Source organism: Pseudonocardia sp. N23 (assembly GCF_002583555.1).
GTDB lineage: Bacteria > Actinomycetota > Actinomycetes > Mycobacteriales > Pseudonocardiaceae > Pseudonocardia.
The window spans coordinates 46,784-63,723 of the sequence record NZ_BEGX01000035.1; the positions used below are offsets into that span (position 1 = coordinate 46,784).

The following is a 16,940-nucleotide window of genomic DNA, read 5'->3' on the forward strand; positions in this document are numbered from 1 at the left end:
GCCCGCATGCTGCCACCCACCACCGACAGTTCCGGGTCGGGGACATCGGGTCGGGAGCCTCAGGTCGGCGGCGGTGCCTCGACCGGCGGCCGGCGTTCGGCGGCGACGACGAGCACCACCGCGGCGACGACGATCAGCCCGCCCACGACCTGCAGCGGGCTGAACCGCTCCCCCACCACGACGACGCCCAGCAGGACGGCGATCACGGGGTTGACGTAGGCGTAGGTCGCGACCGTCGACACCGGCAGCCGGTCGAGCGTGTAGGCGAACGCGCTGAACCCGAGGCAGGACGCGATCAGCGCCATGTAGACCCAGGCCCACCACGAGACGGCCGGCACGGAGCCGACGTCGAGCCGATCACCCTTGCCGAACCCGACCGCCAGCAGGATGACGCCGCCGATCGTCATCTGGACCGCGACGAGGGTGAGCGGGTTGGTCGGCGTGGACATCTTCGTCGCGGAGAAGGTGCCGACGGCCCAGCCGAGCCCCGCCAGGAGAACCACCCACGGCCCCCACCAGGCGTGCCCGGACACCCCGGCCGACCCCTCCGACGACCCCGCGAGCAGCAGCACCGCGAGCCCCGCGATGCCGATCGCGACACCGAGGAACGTCGCGGGCCGGGGCCGGTCGCCGGTCGCCCTGCGCAGGAGCACGATCCACAGCGGTACCGACGCGATCAGCAGCGCCGCGAGGCCTGACGACACGTTCTCCTGGCCGATGGTGACCAGGCCGTTCCCCCAGGCGGGCAGCAGCAGCCCGGTGAGCGCGCACGTCAGGAACTGCGCGCGGGTCAGGCGGAACGCCGAGGGCCCGCGCAGGACGAGCAGCAGCAGCGTCATCGCGATGCCGCCGACCAGGAACCGGAAACCGCCGGTCAACAGCGGCGGGACGTCGGCGATGACGATCCGGTTGCCGAGGTAGGTCGAGCCCCACACGACGTAGACGACGACCATCGCGACCCAGGCGGCGCCGGGCCGGTCGATCCGCCTCGTACTCGCGGGATCGGCCTCGACGCTGCTCACCGACCGGACGTTGCCATAGCGAAGCAGCTCGGCGCGAGCGGGAGTCCGGTGACCCCGGCCTCATCGGGTACGACGGCTCTGGGTAATCATGCGCCATGGCCATCGCCGCGGTCCGCCCCGCCACCCCCGACGACGTCGACGAGATCCTCCGCATCCAGGCCGTGACGTGGCGCGCGGCGTACGCGGGCCTGGTGCCCGACGAGGCGATCGCGCAGCTCGACGGCCCGGACGCCCGTCAGGCCTGGTCCGACGCGGTCGCGGCGGCGACGGCGGCGCCCGGCACGGGCCCTGCGGGCAGCGCGTTCCACGTGTTCGTCGCGAAGGAGGGCGACTGGACGGTCGGGTTCTGCGCGGCCGCCGGGCACCGCGGTGAGGGCGGCGTGCTCGCGGAGGTCAACACCCTGCTGGTCGAGCCGCGGTGGGGCCGTCGCGGACACGGCGGCAGGCTGCTCGCGCACGCGGCGAAGGCGTTGCGCGAGAGCGGCTCCGACTTCGGGCACGCGTGGGTGGCCGAGCGCGACGAGGCGACGCTGCGGTTCTACCGGACGGCCCGCTGGGAGCCCGACGGGGCGGCCCGCACGCTCGACACCGGCGACGGGGCGCTCCGCGAGGTCAGGGTGGTCGGGACGCTCGACCTGGCCCTGGACGAGTAGCGGGTCAGAGCCCGAGCAGCGGCTCGAGCCCGATCGTCAGACCCGGCCGCGACCGCACCTCACGCACCCCGAGCAGCACGCCCGGCATGAACGACGTGCGGTTCATCGAGTCGTGGCGGATCGTCAGGATCTCGCCGTCGGCGCTGCCGAGCACGACCTCCTGGTGCGCGACGAGCCCCGGCATCCGCACCGAGTGCACCCGGATGCCGTCGACGTCGGCGCCGCGGGCACCGTCGAGGGCCGTCGTCGTGGCGTCGGGGACCGGGCCCGACCCGGCCTCGGCGCGGGCCTGCGCGATCAGCGTGGCTGTACGGGCGGCGGTGCCGGACGGGGCGTCGATCTTGTCGGCGTGGTGGAGCTCGATGATCTCGACGGACTCGAAGAAGCGCGCGGCCTGCCGGGCGAACTGCATCCCCAGGACGGCGCCGACGCCGAAGTTCGGGGCGACCAGCACCGAGGAGTCGGGCGCGTCGGCGAGCCAGCCGCGGACCGTCTCGAAACGGGCCTCGTCGAACCCGCTGGTGCCGACGACGGCCGCAATCGCGTTGCGCACGCAGAACTCGACGTTGCCCATGACGACGCCGGGCTGGGTGAAGTCGACGACGACCTGCACGCCCGCATCGACCAGGCCGGTCAGCGCGTCCCCGTCGTCGAGGGCGGCGACCAGCTCGGTGTCGGGCGCGGCCTCGACCGCGCGGCACACCTCGGACCCCATGCGGCCCTTCGCACCCAGCACCCCGACCCGGATCAGTTCGTTCGTCACCCGGGCAGCCTAGATCGTGGCGTCGGTCAGCCGACGAACATCCCGACGATCCACGCCGCCGTCGCGAGCAGGCCGGCCGCGAGCTCGATGAGCATGCTGAACCCGACCGCACGCAGTGCCGCCTTCGCCGACGTCCAGGCCTGGCCGCGGTCGGGCAGCCGCGCCAGCTCGGCGAGCCACACCCCGAGCACGAAGCCCAGGAACAGCCCGATCACAGGGACGACGAAGAACCCGACGACGCCCAGACCCGCACCGGCCATCAACGTCCGGCCCGGTACCCCGGCGTCCTTGAGCTTGCGACCGGGCAGCAGGTACTTGGCGACGGTGCCGACGATCACGAGCGCGCTCGCGACCGCGAGCACCCACCAGCCGACGGCGTCGCCGCGCGGGATCGCCCAGACGGCCACGCCCGCGAGCACGACGATCAGCCCGGGCAGGACGAGCGAGACGATCCCGACCAGCCCGAGTGCGATGATCAGGCCTGCCAGCACAGCGGTCATGCGCGCCTCCTCGTGAGTGGCAGCGGGTCCCCTGCCGGGCGTGTCGGCCCGTCGAGAGGCGGGGCCGGGGCGGGTGCTCGGTCAGCCGGCCAGTTCCCGCAGCGCGGCGGGCAGGTCGTCGACCTCGTCATAGGGGCCGACGACGGCCGCCGTGAGGGGTTGTGCGAGCAGGTCGCGGGCGACCGCGGCGACCTCGTCGGCGGTGACGGCAGCGATGCCGTCGAGGCTCTCGGTGAGGGTGCGCTGGCGGCCGTGGTCGAGCTCGGAGCGGCCGATGCGGTTCATCCGCGACGGGGTGTCCTCGCTGCCCAGCACCAGCCCACCACGCAGGGAACCCTGCGCGCGGACCAGCTCGGCCGTGGTCAGGCCGCCCGTGGCGACGTCGGCGAGGACGTCGCGCACCACGCCCGCGACCTCACCGAGGCGCTCCGGCGCGCAGCCCGCGTAGACGGACACGCTGCCGGCGTCGGCGTAGCTCGCCGCCGACGAGTACACCGAGTATGCCAGCCCGCGCTGCTCCCGGACCTGCTGGAACAGCCGCGACGACAGTCCGCCGCCGAGCGCGGTGTTGAGCACCGCGAGGGCGCGCCTGCGCGGGTCGTGCCGGTCGACGCCGGGGACGCCGAGAAGCAGGTGCGCCTGCTCGGTGTCGTCGGAGCTCAGCACGAGCTTCTCGCGGCCACCGGCCGGACGCGCACCACCCTGGCGCGGCGGCACCGGGACGACCCCCGCAGGCGTGGTGGACGCGGCCGCCGCGAGCGCGGCCCCGGCCAGGTCGGCGAGGTGGCCGTGGTCGAGGTTGCCCGCGGCGGCGACGACCATCCGCGGGGTCGTGTACTCGCTGCGCCAGAACTCGTGCAGCGTCTCTCGGCTCATCCCCCGGATCGACTCCTCGGAGCCGACGATGGGCAGGCCGAGGGGGTGACCGGCGAAGAGGGCGTCGTCGAACAGCTCGCCCAGCAGGTCCTCGGGATCGTCGTCGCGCATCGCGATCTCCTCGAGGACCACGCCGCGTTCGAGCTCCGTGTCGGCGTGGGCGAGCCGCGCGTCGGTGACGACGTCGGCCAGGAGGTCGATCGCGAGCGCCACGTCCGTGTCGAGGACGTGGGCGTAGTAGCAGGTGTGCTCCTTCGCGGTGAACGCGTTGAGCTCGCCGCCGACGGCGTCGATCTCCTCCGCGATCCCCGCCGCGGTGCGCCGCTGCGTGCCCTTGAACAGCAGGTGCTCGAGGAAGTGGGCGGCACCGGCCTGCTCGGGGGTCTCGTCACGCGAGCCGATCCCGATCCAGATGCCCAGCGACACCGACCGCACCCCGGGGACCGACTCGGTGACGAGCCGGATCCCACCCGGAAGTTCCGACCGCAAGACGCCGGGGGCGGGTGCGTCCGCACCCGCCCCCGGCGTCCGAACCGTTGTCGTCACTCGGCCTCGGCGGCCGCGGCGACGGGCTCGCCCTCGGCGGGGGCGTCCGTGGCCGGGGCCGCGTCGTCTCCCACCGGGACCAGGCTGATCTTGCCGCGGTTGTCGATGTCGGTGACCTCGACGCGCAGCTTGTCGCCCACCTTGCAGACGTCCTCGACCTTGCCGATGCGCTTGCCGTTGCCCAGCTTCGAGATGTGGACGAGACCGTCCTTGCCGGGGACCAGCGAGACGAAGGCGCCGAAGGCGGCGGTCTTGACGACCGTGCCCAGGAACCGCTCGCCGATCTTCGGCAGCTGGGGGTTGGCGATGGCGTTGATCATGCCGATCGCGGCCTCGGCCGAGTCGCCGTCGGACGCGCCGACGTAGATCGTGCCGTCGTCCTCGATCGAGATGTCGGCACCGGTCTGCTCGGTGATCGAGTTGATCATCTTGCCCTTCGGGCCGATGACCTCGCCGATCTTGTCGACCGGGACCTTGATGGCCACGACGCGCGGGGCGAAGCGGCTCATCTCGTCGGGGCCGTCGATGGCCTCGTCGAGCACCTCGAGGATCGTGAGCCGCGCGTCGCGCGCCTGGCCCAGCGCCGCCGCGAGCACCTCGGACGGGATGCCGTCGAGCTTGGTGTCGAGCTGCAGGGCGGTGACGAACTCCGCCGTGCCGGCGACCTTGAAGTCCATGTCACCGAACGCATCCTCGGCGCCGAGGATGTCGGTCAGTGCCACGTAGCGCGTGGTGCCGTCGACCTCGTCGGACACCAGGCCCATCGCGATGCCCGCGACCGGCGCCTTGAGCGGCACACCGGCGTTGAGCAGCGACATCGTCGAGGCACAGACCGAGCCCATCGACGTGGAGCCGTTGGAGCCCAGCGCCTCCGACACCTGCCGGATCGCGTACGGGAACTCCTCGCGCGTCGGCAGCACGGGCAGCAGCGCCCGCTCCGCCAGCGCGCCGTGGCCGATCTCGCGACGCTTCGGCGAGCCGACGCGACCGGTCTCACCGGTCGAGTACGGCGGGAAGTTGTAGTGGTGCAGGTAGCGCTTGTGCGTCTCGGGGCCGAGCGCGTCGATCTGCTGCTCCATTCGCAGCATGTTCAGCGTGGTGACACCCATGATCTGGGTCTCGCCGCGCTCGAACAGCGCCGAGCCGTGGGCCCGCGGGACGACCTCGACCTCGGCCGAGAGCGGCCGGATGTCGGTGAGCCCACGGCCGTCGATCCGGACCTGGTCGGTGAGGATGCGGCGACGGACGAGCTTCTTGTTCAGCGACCGGAAAGCGGCGCCGATCTCCTTCTCGCGGCCCTCGAACTTCTCCGCGAGCAAGGCCAGCACACCGGCCTTGATCTCGTCGATCCGCGACTCCCGCTCCTGCTTGCCCGCGATGGTGAGCGCGGTGGCGAGGTCGGAGCCCGCGGCGGCCTCGACGGCGTCGAACGCGTCGGGCTGGTAGGCCGGGAACGTGGTGAACGAGCCGGTCGGCTTGGCCGCCACGTCGGCGAGCTGCTGCTGGGCGACGCAGAGGCTGCGGATGAACGGCTTGGCCGCCTCCAGGCCCGCTGCGACGACCTGCTCGGTCGGCGCCTGGGCGCCGGCCGCGACGAGGTTGTTCGTCTCGGTCGTGGCCTCCGCCTCGACCATCATGATCGCGACGTCGTCACCGACGATGCGGCCCGCGACGACCATGTCGAACACGGCACGCTGCAGGTCCTCGTACTGCGGGAACGCGATCCACTGACCGTCGATCAGCGCGACGCGGACGGCGCCGATCGGGCCCGAGAACGGCAGCCCGGCGAGCTGGGTCGACGCCGACGCGGCGTTGATCGCCAGCGCGTCGTACGGGTCGCGCGGGTCGAGCGACATCACCGTCACGACGACCTGGATCTCGTTGCGCAGGCCGTCGACGAACGACGGGCGCAGCGGCCGGTCGATCAGGCGGCACGTGAGGATCGCGTCGGTGCCCGGGCGGCCCTCACGGCGGAAGAACGAGCCCGGGATCTTGCCGATCGCGTACATGCGCTCTTCGACGTCGACCGTCAGCGGGAAGAAGTCGAAGTGGTCCTTCGGCTGCTTCGAGGCCGTGGTGGCCGAGAGCAGCATGGTGTCGTCGTCGAGGTAGGCGACGACGGAGCCGGCGGCCTGCCGGGCGAGCCGGCCCGACTCGAACCGGATGGTGCGGGTCCCGAAGGACCCGTTGTCGATGACGGCCGTGGTCTCGTGGATGTCATCGATGATGGGATCGGTCATGAAGTGAGGTGTCTCCTCGTGGAAGGCACCGTGGCCACCACGACGCGGGCGATCCTCGGCTGAGCCGGTCTTCGATCGAAGCCCTCGGGCGACCCCTCCCCATGGAGCGGGCGGGCCCGGGAGCCACTACCGAGGACCGGCGGATGCGTCCTGGGTGCGATGGCGCGGTGCGTGTCGGCTGCGCGGTCGCGCAGCGAGTTCAGTTGTCAGGATGGCCCTGCCGGGTCGCCCCGGCGAAGGATGGCCCTGCCGGGTCGCCCCGGCGAAGGATGGCCCTGCCGGGTCGCCCCGGCGAGCCGCGCCGCCCGGGACCTGTCCGGCCCCGGGGCGGCGGGAGGTCAGCGGCGCAGACCCAGGCGCTCGATGAGCGACCGGTACCGGGCGACGTCGACCGACGCCAGGTACTTCAGCAGCCGGCGACGGCGGCCGACCATGAGCAGCAGGCCGCGACGCGAGTGGTGGTCGTGCTTGTGCATCTTGAGGTGCTCGGTCAGGTCGCTGATCCGCTTGGTCAGCAGCGCGACCTGCGCCTCGGGCGAGCCGGTGTCACCCTCGTGCACGCCGTAGGCGTCGAGGATGATCTTCTTGTCTGCAGCGGCGAGAGCCACGGGTGGTACTCCTCATTGGTCTGTCCGTGAGGGTGCTCGCCCGGTCGGAGACGACCGGCGGCGGGGAGGTCCGGGTCGGCCGCCACGAACCACAGCCGTACCCGACGAGCAAGGCTACCAGTGCGTACCCCGCTGTCGCCTCCGGCCCCGCCCCGACGGCCGGCGGCCACCGGGAACGTGAGTGCTGGTCAGCGGGCCTGCACCGCCGCGATCCGCAGCACGTCGGCCAGCTCCGGGAACGCCGGCTCGAGCAGCGCCGCGGCCGCGACGAGCCGGGCCGCCCCGGTCACGGCGCGCAGGGCGTCGGCCGCGACGTGACGCGGCCCGCCGGGACCGCGGACCCCGGCGCCGGGCCGGACCTCCACGACGTCCTCCAGGAACAGGTCCTCCGGCTCCGTCCGCAACGGGATGACCCGGCCGCCGACGTCGTCGACCGGCCGGGCCCGGACCCCACCGGTCCGGCGCACGCCGATCCGGCCCGCACCGGCACCACACGCCCCGGCCGCATCCGGACCCGCGCCCGCGCCGCTGTGACCAGGACCAGGACCAGGACCAGGACCAGGACCCACGGTCGCCGGGACCAGGGCGGGTGCCGCCCACGCCGGCCGCGCCGCCCCGACGTCGGCGAGCAGCGCGTCGACGACGACCGCCGACGGCGGCGACGCGGGCAGCCGGGAGTCGAGCAGCATCAGCCTGCCGAGGACCGCCGGGTCGCCGATCTTGACCCGACGTCCGCTGACCAGCTGGCTCAGCATCGCGGGGCTCAGGCCGAGCGCGTGGGCGAGCCGGCCCTGCGTGATGCCCAGCCCACCGGTGATCCGGCGGACCCGATCCCCCACCGGCGCCCCGTAGAGCTCGCGTTGCCGCTCGCGCGCGGCCGCGATCCGCTCGGCCTCGGCCCGGTCGGCCTGGGACCGCCCGCTCCCGGTGCGCCCGGTCCCGGTACGCCCGCTCTCGGATCGTTCGTCGGTCATGATCGGGATCGTGGCAGCGGCCGCGCTCGTCCGTGGCCGTTTCGCCGAACTCACCCGATCAGGGCGCGAGCAGCTCCCGGGTGCGGGCGACGTCGCGGTGCATCTGCTCGACCAGCGCCTCGACGCCGTCGAACTTCTCCATGCCGCGCAGCCGATGGGTGAACTCGACCGACACCTCGTGGCCGTAGAAGTCCTCGTCGACGTCGAGCACGTAGGCCTCGACGGTGCGCTGCCGCCCGGAGAACGTCGGGTTGGTGCCGACGGACACCGCCGCGGGCAGCGTGCGGTCCGCGATGACGAACCGACCTGCGTAGACGCCGTCGGCGGGCAGCGCCGTCCACGGCGGGGAGGCGACGTTCGCGGTCGGGAACCCGAGGTCGCGGCCGCGCCGGTCGCCGTGCACGACGACGCCGTCGATGCGGTGCGGGCGGCCCAGGACCGCGGTGGCGGTCTCGACGTCGCCGGCGTCGATGCAGGCCCGCACGAACGTCGACGACAGGGTCACCGAGTCGTCGCTGACCAGCCCGAGGCCCGCGACGGTGAAGCCGAAGCGGCGGCCCAGGTCGGCGAGCATCGCGACGTCGCCCTCGGCCTTGTGGCCGAACGTGAAGTTGTCGCCGACGACGACGACGGCGGCGTGCAGCCGGTCGACCAGGACCTCGTGGACGAACTCGGCGGGCGTGCGCCGCGACAGCTCCGCGGTGAAGGGCAGCACGCAGAACGCGTCGATACCCAGCTCGGCGATGAGGTCGGCACGGCGCGCCAGGCTGGTCAGCCGGGCGGGATGGCTCCCGGGCCGGACCAGTTCCGACGGATGCGGGTCGAAGGTGACCAGCACCGTCGGCAGGCCGCGTTCGCGGCCGAGCGCGACCGCTCGGTCGATCAGTTTCTGGTGGCCCCGGTGGACGCCGTCGAAGATGCCGATCGTCACGACACTTCGGCCCCAGCCGGTCGGCACCGCTTCCAGGCCCCGCCAGCGCTGCACGGCCCGGAGCCTACGGGCCGTCCGGCGCGGGCCCGCTCCCGGCCGGTGCGAGGACGACGACGGGCCGGGCGGCACCCTCGCGTTCGGCGACGAGACCGACGGCGTGCCCGTCGGGGGCGAAGACGCCGTAGGTGCCCCCGAGCCCGGCCGCGGGCAGCGGGCGGCCGTGGGAGAGGTCGGCGGCGGTGGCCTCGTCGACGTCGCGGCGCGGGAAGGCGGTCGCGACGGCGCCGTCGAGGTCGAGGGACAGCGCCGGGTCCGACTCCAGGGTCTCGAGGGTGCGCGCGTGGTCGAGGGTGAACGGCCCGACCCTGGTGCGGCGCAACGCCGTCAGGTGCCCGCCGACACCGAGGGCGGCGCCCAGGTCGCGGGCCAGGGCGCGCACGTAGGTGCCCGAGGAACAGGCGACGGTGACGTCGAGGTCGGTGACCGCGTCCCCGCGGCGCAGCGCGTCGAGGGTGAACTCGGAGACGGTGACGGGCCGCGCGGGCAGGACGACGTCCTCGCCGGCGCGGACGCGGGCGTAGGCGCGCTTGCCGTCGATCTTCACCGCGCTCACGGAGCTGGGGACCTGCTCGATCGCTCCGGTGAGGGCTGCGATCCCGGCACGGATCGCGTCCTCGGCGACGGCGGAGGCGTCGGCGCCGCCCGTGGGTTCGCCCTCGGCGTCGTCGGTGGTGGTGGAGCCGCCGAGGCGGACGGTGGCGGTGTAGGCCTTGGTGTCGAGCGCGAGGTGGCCGAGCAGCTTCGTGCCGCGGTCGACGCCGCAGACGAGCACACCGGTGGCCATGGGGTCGAGCGTCCCGGCGTGGCCGATCTTGCGCGTGCGCAGGATGCGGCGCAACCGGGCCACCACGTCGTGCGAGGTGAGCCCCGCGGGTTTGTCGACGATCACGAGTCCGGGAGACGGCACGGGTCGCGATCCTTCCCGGTCGGGCTCAGACGTCGAGCCGGTACCCCACCCCGCGCACGGTGCGCACGGCCCGAGGGCGGCCGAGCTTGGCGCGCAGCGACGCGACGTGGGCCTCCAGGGTCCGTTCGAGGCCGGGTCCCGGCCCGCCCCACACCTCGTCGACGAGCGCGGCCCGGTCGACGACGGCGCCCTCGCGGCGGGCGAGCGCGGCGAGCAGGTCGAACTCCTTGCGCGCCAACGCCACCGACTCTCCGTCGACGAGCACCTCGCGGCGCGCGAGGTCGATCTCGACGTCGCCCGCGCGCACCGCGGGCGCGACGCCGAGGCCGCGGCTGCGGCGCAGCACGGCGTCGATGCGCGCCAGCAGCTCGTCGAGGAGGAAGGGCTTCACGATGTAGTCGTCGGCGCCGCTGCGCAGCCCGCTGACCCGGGCCTCGACGGCGCCGCGCCCGGTGACGGCGATGATCGGCACCCGCGAGGCCTCCCGGATGCCGCGGCAGACGCCGAGGCCGTCGCGGTCGGGCAGGCCCATGTCGAGCAGGACGACGTCGGGCTCGTCCTCGGCGACGGCCGCGAGCGCCGCGGCGCCGCTGGTCACATGCCGGACGCGGAAACCCGCTCCGACCAGGGCCCGCCGCAGCGCGTCACCCGCGACCTCGTCGTCCTCGACGAGCAGTGCTCGCACCTTCTCGCGTCTCCTGTCCGGAACGTCCCGCCCTGCGAACCTCAAGAACTGCTCAATCATGGCACCGCGAACGTCGACATGTTGCGCGTCACATTCCTACCTTCGTGCCACCGACGTCGAGGAGGACGGCATGGCCGAAGTTGCGGAAATGGCCCCACCGCGCAGGCGGTTCTGGACACAGCTCTGGTTCTGGGTGATCGTCGGCATCGTCGCCGGGATCGTCCTGGGCATCGTGGCCCCGGCCGCGGCCAAGGAAACCAAGTGGCTGGCCGACGCGTTCATCCAGCTCATCAAGGTCATCGTCGGTCCGGTCATCTTCTGCACCGTCATCGTGGGGATCGCGTCGCTGGGCAACCTGGCCCGCGCCGGCGGTCTCGCGCTACGGGCGCTGGGCTACTTCCTGCTGGCGACGATCGTCGCGCTGACGCTCGGGCTGATCGCGGCGAACGTCGTGAAGCCGGGTGTGGGGTTCACCGGCGAGCCGACGCAGGCGCAGCTCGACCAGGCCGCGGGCCAGATCCAGCAGAGCCACCAGGACTCCGGGTTCGTCGCGTTCCTGACCAACGACCTGCTGCCCAAGAGCTTCCTGGGCCCGTTCGTCGACAACAAGGTCCTGCAGGTCCTCGTGCTGGCGATCCTGACGGCCTGCGCGATCAGCGCCCTGGCGGCGCCGCTGCGCAAGCGGCTCGTCGGCGGGGTCGAGGCACTGTCGAAGGTGATCTTCGGCATCATCAAGCTGATCATGTGGCTGGCCCCGCTCGCGGCGTTCGGCGGCATGGCCTACACCGTCGCGGTGTTCGGCGCGTCGTCGCTGAAGAACCTGGGCACGTTGATGATCACGTTCTGGGTGGTCTGCGCGATCTTCGTGTTCGTCGTGCTCGGCGCGGTCTCGGCGTGGGCCGGGTTCTCGATCCTCAAGGTCATCCGGCTCATCAAGGACGAGCTGCTGATCATCCTCGGCACGTCGTCGTCCGAGTCGGTGCTGCCACGGCTGCTGACCAAGCTGGAGTCGGCCGGGGCGTCGCGCCAGACCGTCGGCCTGGTCATCCCGACCGGCTACTCGTTCAACCTCGACGGCACCTGCATCTACCTGACGCTGGGCGCGCTGTTCATCATCCAGGCGGGCAACGAGACGCTGCCGATCGGCGCGCAGATCGGGCTCGCACTGCTGATGGTGCTGACGTCCAAGGGCGCGGCCGGCATCACCGGCGCCGGGCTGGTGACGCTCGCAGCATCGCTGCAGGCCTTCGGCGGGGAGTTCTTCACCCCCGAGGCCATCGCCATCGGCATCGCGGTGATCATCGGCATCGACCGCGTCATGAGTGAGGGCCGGGCCGTCACCAACTGCATCGGCAACGTCGTCGCGACGCTGGTCATCGCGCGCTGGCAGAACGAGCTCGACCGTGACCGGCTGCGCGCCGTGCTCGACGACCCGTCGCTCGTCGCCGCCGACATGGAGTACCACCACGGCGGTGGCAGTGCCCGCGACGAGGAGGGCGACACCGTCTCGCTCGACAAGGACGAGAGCACGGACAGGGACGACAGGGAGGCCGTCGGCAGCGGGACACGCTGACCGGCGGGCCGGGACCGCTGCGAGGATCGCTCGATGCGCCGACGTCGCGGGTCCCGGCTGGTCCGGCAGCTGCTGGTGCTCCAGGTGGTGACCGTGCTGCTCACCGTCGGCGGGCTGGCCGGCCTCGGGGTGTGGGGTGCGAGGGCGGCCGCCGACGACGGGGCGGCGGCCCTCACCCTCGCCACCGCGGAGACGACGGCCGTCGACCCGGCGGTCGTCGCCGCCCTGTCCGCACCCGACCCGGCCGCGACCCTGCAGCCCCTCACCCAGCAGATCCAGTTCCGGACGGGCACCGCGTTCGTCGTGGTCATGACCGTCGACGGCATCCGCTACAGCCACGCCGACCCCGCCCGGATCGGCGAGCGATACATCGGCACGATCGCCCCCGCGGCCGCGGGCGGCACCGTCAGCGAGACCTACGTCGGCACCCTTGGCCCGTCGGTGCGCTCGGTCGTCCCGGTCCGGACGCCCGACGGCCGGGTCGCCGGGCTCGTCGCCGTCGGCCAGCTGACGACCCGGATCGGCGACCAGGTCGTCGCCTGGCTGCCCGCGATCATCGGGACGGCCGCGGGTGCGGCGGTGGTCGGCGCCGCGCTGGCGTGGCTGCTGGCCCGCCGGGTGCGCCGCCAGACCCTGGGTCTCGAGCCGGAGGAGATCGCCGCCGCCTACGCCCACCACGACGCCGTGCTGCACGCCGTGCGCGAGGGGCTGCTCGTCGTCGACGCCGAGGACCGGGTCGTCGTGGTCAACGCGCACGCCCGGGCCCTGCTGGGGCTTCCGGACGGATCGCTGCAGGGCCGCGGGCTCGCCGAGCTCGGCGTCGACCCGGCGCTGCGGGAGATCGTCGGCCAGCCCGGCGAGGTCCGCGACGCGCTGGCGCTGGCCGGTGAGCGGGTGCTGCTGGTCAACCGCACCCCCGCCGGGCCCGCCGCAGGGGCGGGGACGGCCGTCGTGACCCTGCGCGACCGCACCGAGCTGGCTGCCGCGGTCCGTGAACGCGACGACGCCCGCGGGCGCGCCGAGGCGATGGCCGGGCAGGCCCACGAGTTCGCCAACCGCATGCAGACGGTGCTGACGCTCGTCCAGCTCGGCAGCACCGACGACGCGCTGCAGGCCGGGTCCGCCGCCGTGCGCGGGGCCCGCGGCCCGCTCGACGACGTCACCGTCGGCGACCCCGTGCTCGCCGCCGTGCTGGCCGACAAGGGCTGGGCGGCGGCGGACCGGGGCGTCGTCCTGCACGTCGACGACGACACCGAGCCCGGGCCGTGGGCTCCCGACGACCTGCTCACGATCCTCGGCAACCTGCTCGACAACGCCCTCGACGCCGTCGCCGCCGTCCCCGCGGGGCAGCGCCGGATCGGCGTCACCCTCACCGACGGGCCGGCAGGTCGGTCGATCGAGGTCGCCGACACCGGGCCGGGCATCCCGGAGTCGGCGCGCACCGAGGTGTTCGCCCGCGGCTGGTCGTCCAAACGCGCCGAACCGGGACGCCCGCGCGGGATCGGGCTGGCGCTGGTCGCACGCGTCGTCGCGCGGCTCGGCGGGACGATCGAGGTCACGGACGCGACGCCGGGGACCTGCATGCGCGTCGTCCTGCCCCGCCTCTGAGCCCGCGTCGCAGATCCGGGCGCACGACGGACGTGCAGGTCGACGGCCCGACCACGGACGTGTCGTCAGCGCCGCCGCACAGCTCTCACGACACGCCGGAGTGCCCGCGGCGCCTGGCGGAGCACGGCCGGCGTCAGGGGCCGACCGTGTTCAGGGGCCGACCGTGTTCAGGGGCGGACGGCGCCCGCGACGGCCCAGCGGCCCGAGCGGGTCCGCGTCGTGACCGCCACCAGCCTCCCGACCATGAACAGCGTCAGCCCCGTCCAGATCCCGGCGAGCCCCCAGCCGAAGACCAGCGACAGCCAGATCATCGGCAGGAACCCCAGGGCCGCGGAGAGCAGCGTCGTCGTCCGCAGGAACGCGGCGTCACCGGCCCCGAGCAGCACGCCGTCGAGGGCGAACACCAGCCCGGCGACGGGTTGCAGCGCCACGAAGAACCACCACGCGACCGGGACGACGGCAAGCACGGCCGCGTCCTGGGTGAACACTCCGGGCAGCACGAAGTAGAGCGCCCCGAACACGATCCCGCACAGACAGCCGATGACCGTCCCGTAGCGGGCGATCTGCCCGGCGACGGCCTTGGCCCGGTCCACTCCCCCGGCACCCAGCGCCGACCCGATCAACGCCTGCGCGGCGATCGCGACGGCGTCGAGCGTCAACGACTGGAACACCCACAGCTGCAGCACGATCTGGTGCGCGGCCACCGACGGGGCACCGAACCGGGCGGCGACGGCCGTGGCGGACAGGAAGCAGGCCTGGAACGCGAGGCTGCGCAGCACCAGGTCGCGGCCCAGGCCGAGCTGGGCGCGGATCAGGGACCAGTGCGGGCGCAGGGGGACGGGATCGGCGGCGGGGGCGGCGGCCTTCTCACGCAGCAGGGCGGTGAGGAACAGCCCGGCGACAACGACCTGCGCGCCGACGTTCGCGACGGCCGACCCCTCCAGCCCCCAGCCGTCCCAGCCGCCGACGCCGTGCACCAGCATCGGGCACGCCACCGCGGACAGGCCGTTGCCCGCCAGGACGTAGCGCATGGGCCGGACCGTGTCGTGGACGCCGCGCATCCAGCCGTTGCCCGCCAGCGTCACCAGGATCAGCGGCGCCCCGAACAGGGCGATCCGCAGCCACGACACCGCGGCGCCGGCGATCTCGTCGGTGCCGCCGAGCGCGCTCGCGACCGGCTCCGCGACCAGCTGCCCGACGACGAGCACGACCAGCCCGACGACGAGCGCGAGCCACGTCGCCTGCACGCCCTCCCCGACCGCGGCCGACCGCCTGCCCGCGCCGTGCAGCCGGGCGGCACGCGCCGTCGTGCCGTAGGACAGGAACGTCAGCTGGCTGGTGACCTGCGCGAACATCACCCCGGCGACGGCGAGCCCGGCCAGCGGCAACGCACCGAGGCGCCCCACGACCGCGGTGTCGACGAGCACGTACAGCGGCTCGGCCGCCAGCACCGGCAGCGCGGGCAGCGCGAGCCGGACGATCTCGCGGGCGGGGACGCGGGCTGCTCCCCCGTTCATCCCGCTGCGGTGAGCGCGGCACGCAGCCGCGCGAGGACCTCGTCCGGGTCGCCGTCCAGGGTCACGCCCGCTGCGCGCGGATGACCGCCGCCGCCGAGGGTGACGGCGGCAGTGGCGACGTCGACGGTCCGCGAGCGCATGGACACCGACCAGCGACGAGGCCCCACCTGCTTCAGCACTGCGGCGACGTCGGCCTCCGAGGCGGTGCGCAGCAGGTCGACGACGCCATCGACCTCCTCGACGCGGTGGCGGCCCATCACCGCGGCGGGCACGACGGCGGACACGAGCCCGTGCCCACCCGCCGCGGTCACGTCGAGGGTGGCGGCGTGCAGGATGCCGGCGAGGTCGTCGAACCAGGTGAACGGGTGGTCGTCGCTGATCGGTCGCAGCACGGCCTCGACGTCGACCCCTGCCTCGAGCAGCTCGGCCGCCATGCGGTGCGCGGCGGGCCCGGCGGTCCGGAAGCCGACGGTGTCGGTGACCAGCCCGGCGTAGAGGCAGGTGGCGACGGGCCGGTCGACGGGGGCACCCATCTCGGCCAGCAGCCGGTGGACGAGCACGACGGTCGCCTCGGCCGACGGGTCGAGGATGCGGACGTCGCCGAACCCGGGGTTGGACGCGTGATGGTCGATGAGCAGCGACGACCGGGCGGTGACGAGCCGGTCGGCCAGCGAGCCCAGCCGCTCCGGCGCCGCGGTGTCACACATCACGAGCAGCTCGGGTGCCGCGGGAACCGCCTCGGGTGCGACGAGCAGGCCGAGCGCGTCGAGCGGGCGCAGCGACTCCGGCGGCTGCGCGGGCGAGGCGAACGACACCCGCACCGTGGCACCGCGCCGGGCCGCGACGATGCCGAGCGCGAGCGCGCTGCCCAGCGAGTCGGCGTCCGGCTGGACGTGGGCGACGAGGGTGACGTCACGCGCCGTCGCGAGCAGCTCCGCCGCAGCGGCGACGGCCGCGGCCGTGGTGCTCGGGACGCCGGTCGGCCCCCGCCCGGCCGTCGCCGTCATCAGGACTCGTCGTCGTCGGTACGCGGCGCCCGGTACGGGTCGGCCTCGCCGGCCGGCTTCGCACCGGCGGCGAGCCGGGCGACCTCCTCGTCGGAGGCGCGGGTGCGGGCGAGCAGCTCCTCCATACGACGGGCCTCGTTGGGCACCACGTCGAGGACGAACGCGAGGCTCGGCGTGTGCCTGATGCCGGTCTGCTGCCCCACCTTGGAGCGCAGCACGCCGTTGGCGCTGGCCAGCGCGGCGGCGGCACCGGTGACGTCCGGGTCCACGTCGACACTGGGGCCGAGCACCGTGTAGAAGACGGTCGCCTCCCGCAGATCACCCGTGACGCGGGCGTCGGTGATCGTCACCATCTCCAGCCGCGGGTCCTTGATCTCGTGCTCCAGCTCGTGCGCGACGATCTGGGAGATGCGCTTGGCGAGCCGCCGCGCGCGGGCCTGGTCGACCATCTCCGGTCTCCTCACTCCGTG

The 16,940-nt window shown here is 73.7% G+C and carries 16 protein-coding genes; 3 read left to right on the forward strand and 13 right to left on the reverse strand.

All coding sequences use genetic code 11. The features are described 5' to 3' along the window. Positions 1–59: 59 nt before the first annotated feature. Entirely contained in the window at positions 60–1,022 is a 963-nt protein-coding gene (locus tag TOK_RS11720) for an EamA family transporter (RefSeq protein ID WP_098957870.1), read from the reverse strand. Between the two features lie 95 nt (positions 1,023–1,117). Between TOK_RS11720 and TOK_RS11725 the strand changes: the two genes are divergently transcribed. Next, a complete protein-coding gene (locus tag TOK_RS11725) occupies positions 1,118–1,675 on the forward strand; it encodes a GNAT family N-acetyltransferase (RefSeq protein ID WP_098957871.1) in 558 nt (185 codons plus the stop codon). Positions 1,676–1,679: 4 nt separating this feature from the next. Here the strand turns inward: TOK_RS11725 and dapB are convergent, their stop codons facing one another. From dapB to TOK_RS11770, 9 genes are all read right to left on the reverse strand, one after another. Next, a complete protein-coding gene (gene dapB, locus TOK_RS11730) occupies positions 1,680–2,438 on the reverse strand; it encodes a 4-hydroxy-tetrahydrodipicolinate reductase (protein WP_256387971.1) in 759 nt (252 codons plus the stop codon). A gap of 26 nt (positions 2,439–2,464) precedes the next feature. Then, complete coding sequence (locus TOK_RS11735; RefSeq protein WP_098957872.1) at positions 2,465–2,938, reverse strand: DUF456 domain-containing protein; 474 nt, start codon at positions 2,936–2,938, stop codon at positions 2,465–2,467. Between the two features lie 81 nt (positions 2,939–3,019). Next, on the reverse strand, positions 3,020–4,360 hold the full coding sequence (locus TOK_RS11740) for a pitrilysin family protein (RefSeq protein ID WP_098957873.1): 1,341 nt from the start codon (positions 4,358–4,360) through the stop codon (positions 3,020–3,022). Then, complete coding sequence (locus TOK_RS11745; RefSeq protein ID WP_098957874.1) at positions 4,357–6,600, reverse strand: polyribonucleotide nucleotidyltransferase; 2,244 nt, start codon at positions 6,598–6,600, stop codon at positions 4,357–4,359. The genes TOK_RS11740 and TOK_RS11745 overlap by 4 nt, the downstream gene beginning before the upstream one ends. A gap of 338 nt (positions 6,601–6,938) precedes the next feature. Beyond that, positions 6,939–7,208: a 30S ribosomal protein S15 gene (gene rpsO / locus TOK_RS11750; protein WP_098957875.1), complete on the reverse strand. Its 270-nt coding sequence runs from the start codon at positions 7,206–7,208 to the stop codon at positions 6,939–6,941. A 188-nt stretch (positions 7,209–7,396) separates the two neighbouring features. Next, positions 7,397–8,182, reverse strand: a complete 786-nt coding sequence (locus TOK_RS32560) for a helix-turn-helix domain-containing protein (RefSeq protein ID WP_098957876.1) — start codon at positions 8,180–8,182, stop codon at positions 7,397–7,399. 58 nt (positions 8,183–8,240) lie between these two features. Continuing rightward, the gene (locus TOK_RS11760) at positions 8,241–9,167 is read right to left on the reverse strand and encodes a bifunctional riboflavin kinase/FAD synthetase (protein WP_098957908.1); all 927 of its coding nucleotides are present in this window, start codon (positions 9,165–9,167) and stop codon (positions 8,241–8,243) included. 10 nt (positions 9,168–9,177) lie between these two features. After that, complete coding sequence (gene truB / locus TOK_RS11765; RefSeq protein ID WP_098957877.1) at positions 9,178–10,080, reverse strand: tRNA pseudouridine(55) synthase TruB; 903 nt, start codon at positions 10,078–10,080, stop codon at positions 9,178–9,180. Between the two features lie 25 nt (positions 10,081–10,105). Beyond that, positions 10,106–10,765, reverse strand: coding sequence for a response regulator transcription factor (locus TOK_RS11770; RefSeq protein WP_172457532.1), 660 nt, complete (start codon positions 10,763–10,765; stop codon positions 10,106–10,108). A gap of 130 nt (positions 10,766–10,895) precedes the next feature. On the opposite strand from TOK_RS11770, the gene TOK_RS11775 reads away from it, so the two are divergent. Both TOK_RS11775 and TOK_RS11780 read left to right on the forward strand, forming a co-directional pair. Continuing rightward, the gene (locus TOK_RS11775) at positions 10,896–12,338 is read left to right on the forward strand and encodes a cation:dicarboxylate symporter family transporter (protein ID WP_098957879.1); all 1,443 of its coding nucleotides are present in this window, start codon (positions 10,896–10,898) and stop codon (positions 12,336–12,338) included. A gap of 33 nt (positions 12,339–12,371) precedes the next feature. Next, positions 12,372–13,946 (forward strand): ATP-binding protein, encoded by a 1,575-nt coding sequence (locus TOK_RS11780; protein WP_098957880.1) that lies wholly within the window; start codon positions 12,372–12,374, stop codon positions 13,944–13,946. 167 nt (positions 13,947–14,113) lie between these two features. Here TOK_RS11780 and TOK_RS11785 read toward each other — a convergent pair whose 3' ends face one another. Genes TOK_RS11785 through rbfA form a run of 3 tightly spaced genes read right to left on the reverse strand, consistent with a single transcriptional unit; the run spans position 14,114 to position 16,919 of the window. Beyond that, on the reverse strand, positions 14,114–15,463 hold the full coding sequence (locus tag TOK_RS11785) for an MATE family efflux transporter (protein WP_098957881.1): 1,350 nt from the start codon (positions 15,461–15,463) through the stop codon (positions 14,114–14,116). Further along, positions 15,460–16,470 carry a bifunctional oligoribonuclease/PAP phosphatase NrnA gene (locus tag TOK_RS11790; protein ID WP_098957882.1) on the reverse strand — a complete coding sequence of 337 codons (1,011 nt, stop codon included), beginning with the start codon at positions 16,468–16,470 and terminating at the stop codon, positions 15,460–15,462. Before TOK_RS11790 ends, TOK_RS11785 begins: the two co-directional genes overlap by 4 nt. Further along, positions 16,470–16,919, reverse strand: a complete 450-nt coding sequence (gene rbfA / locus TOK_RS11795; protein WP_098957883.1) for a 30S ribosome-binding factor RbfA — start codon at positions 16,917–16,919, stop codon at positions 16,470–16,472. Before rbfA ends, TOK_RS11790 begins: the two co-directional genes overlap by 1 nt. Positions 16,920–16,940: the final 21 nt, after the last annotated feature.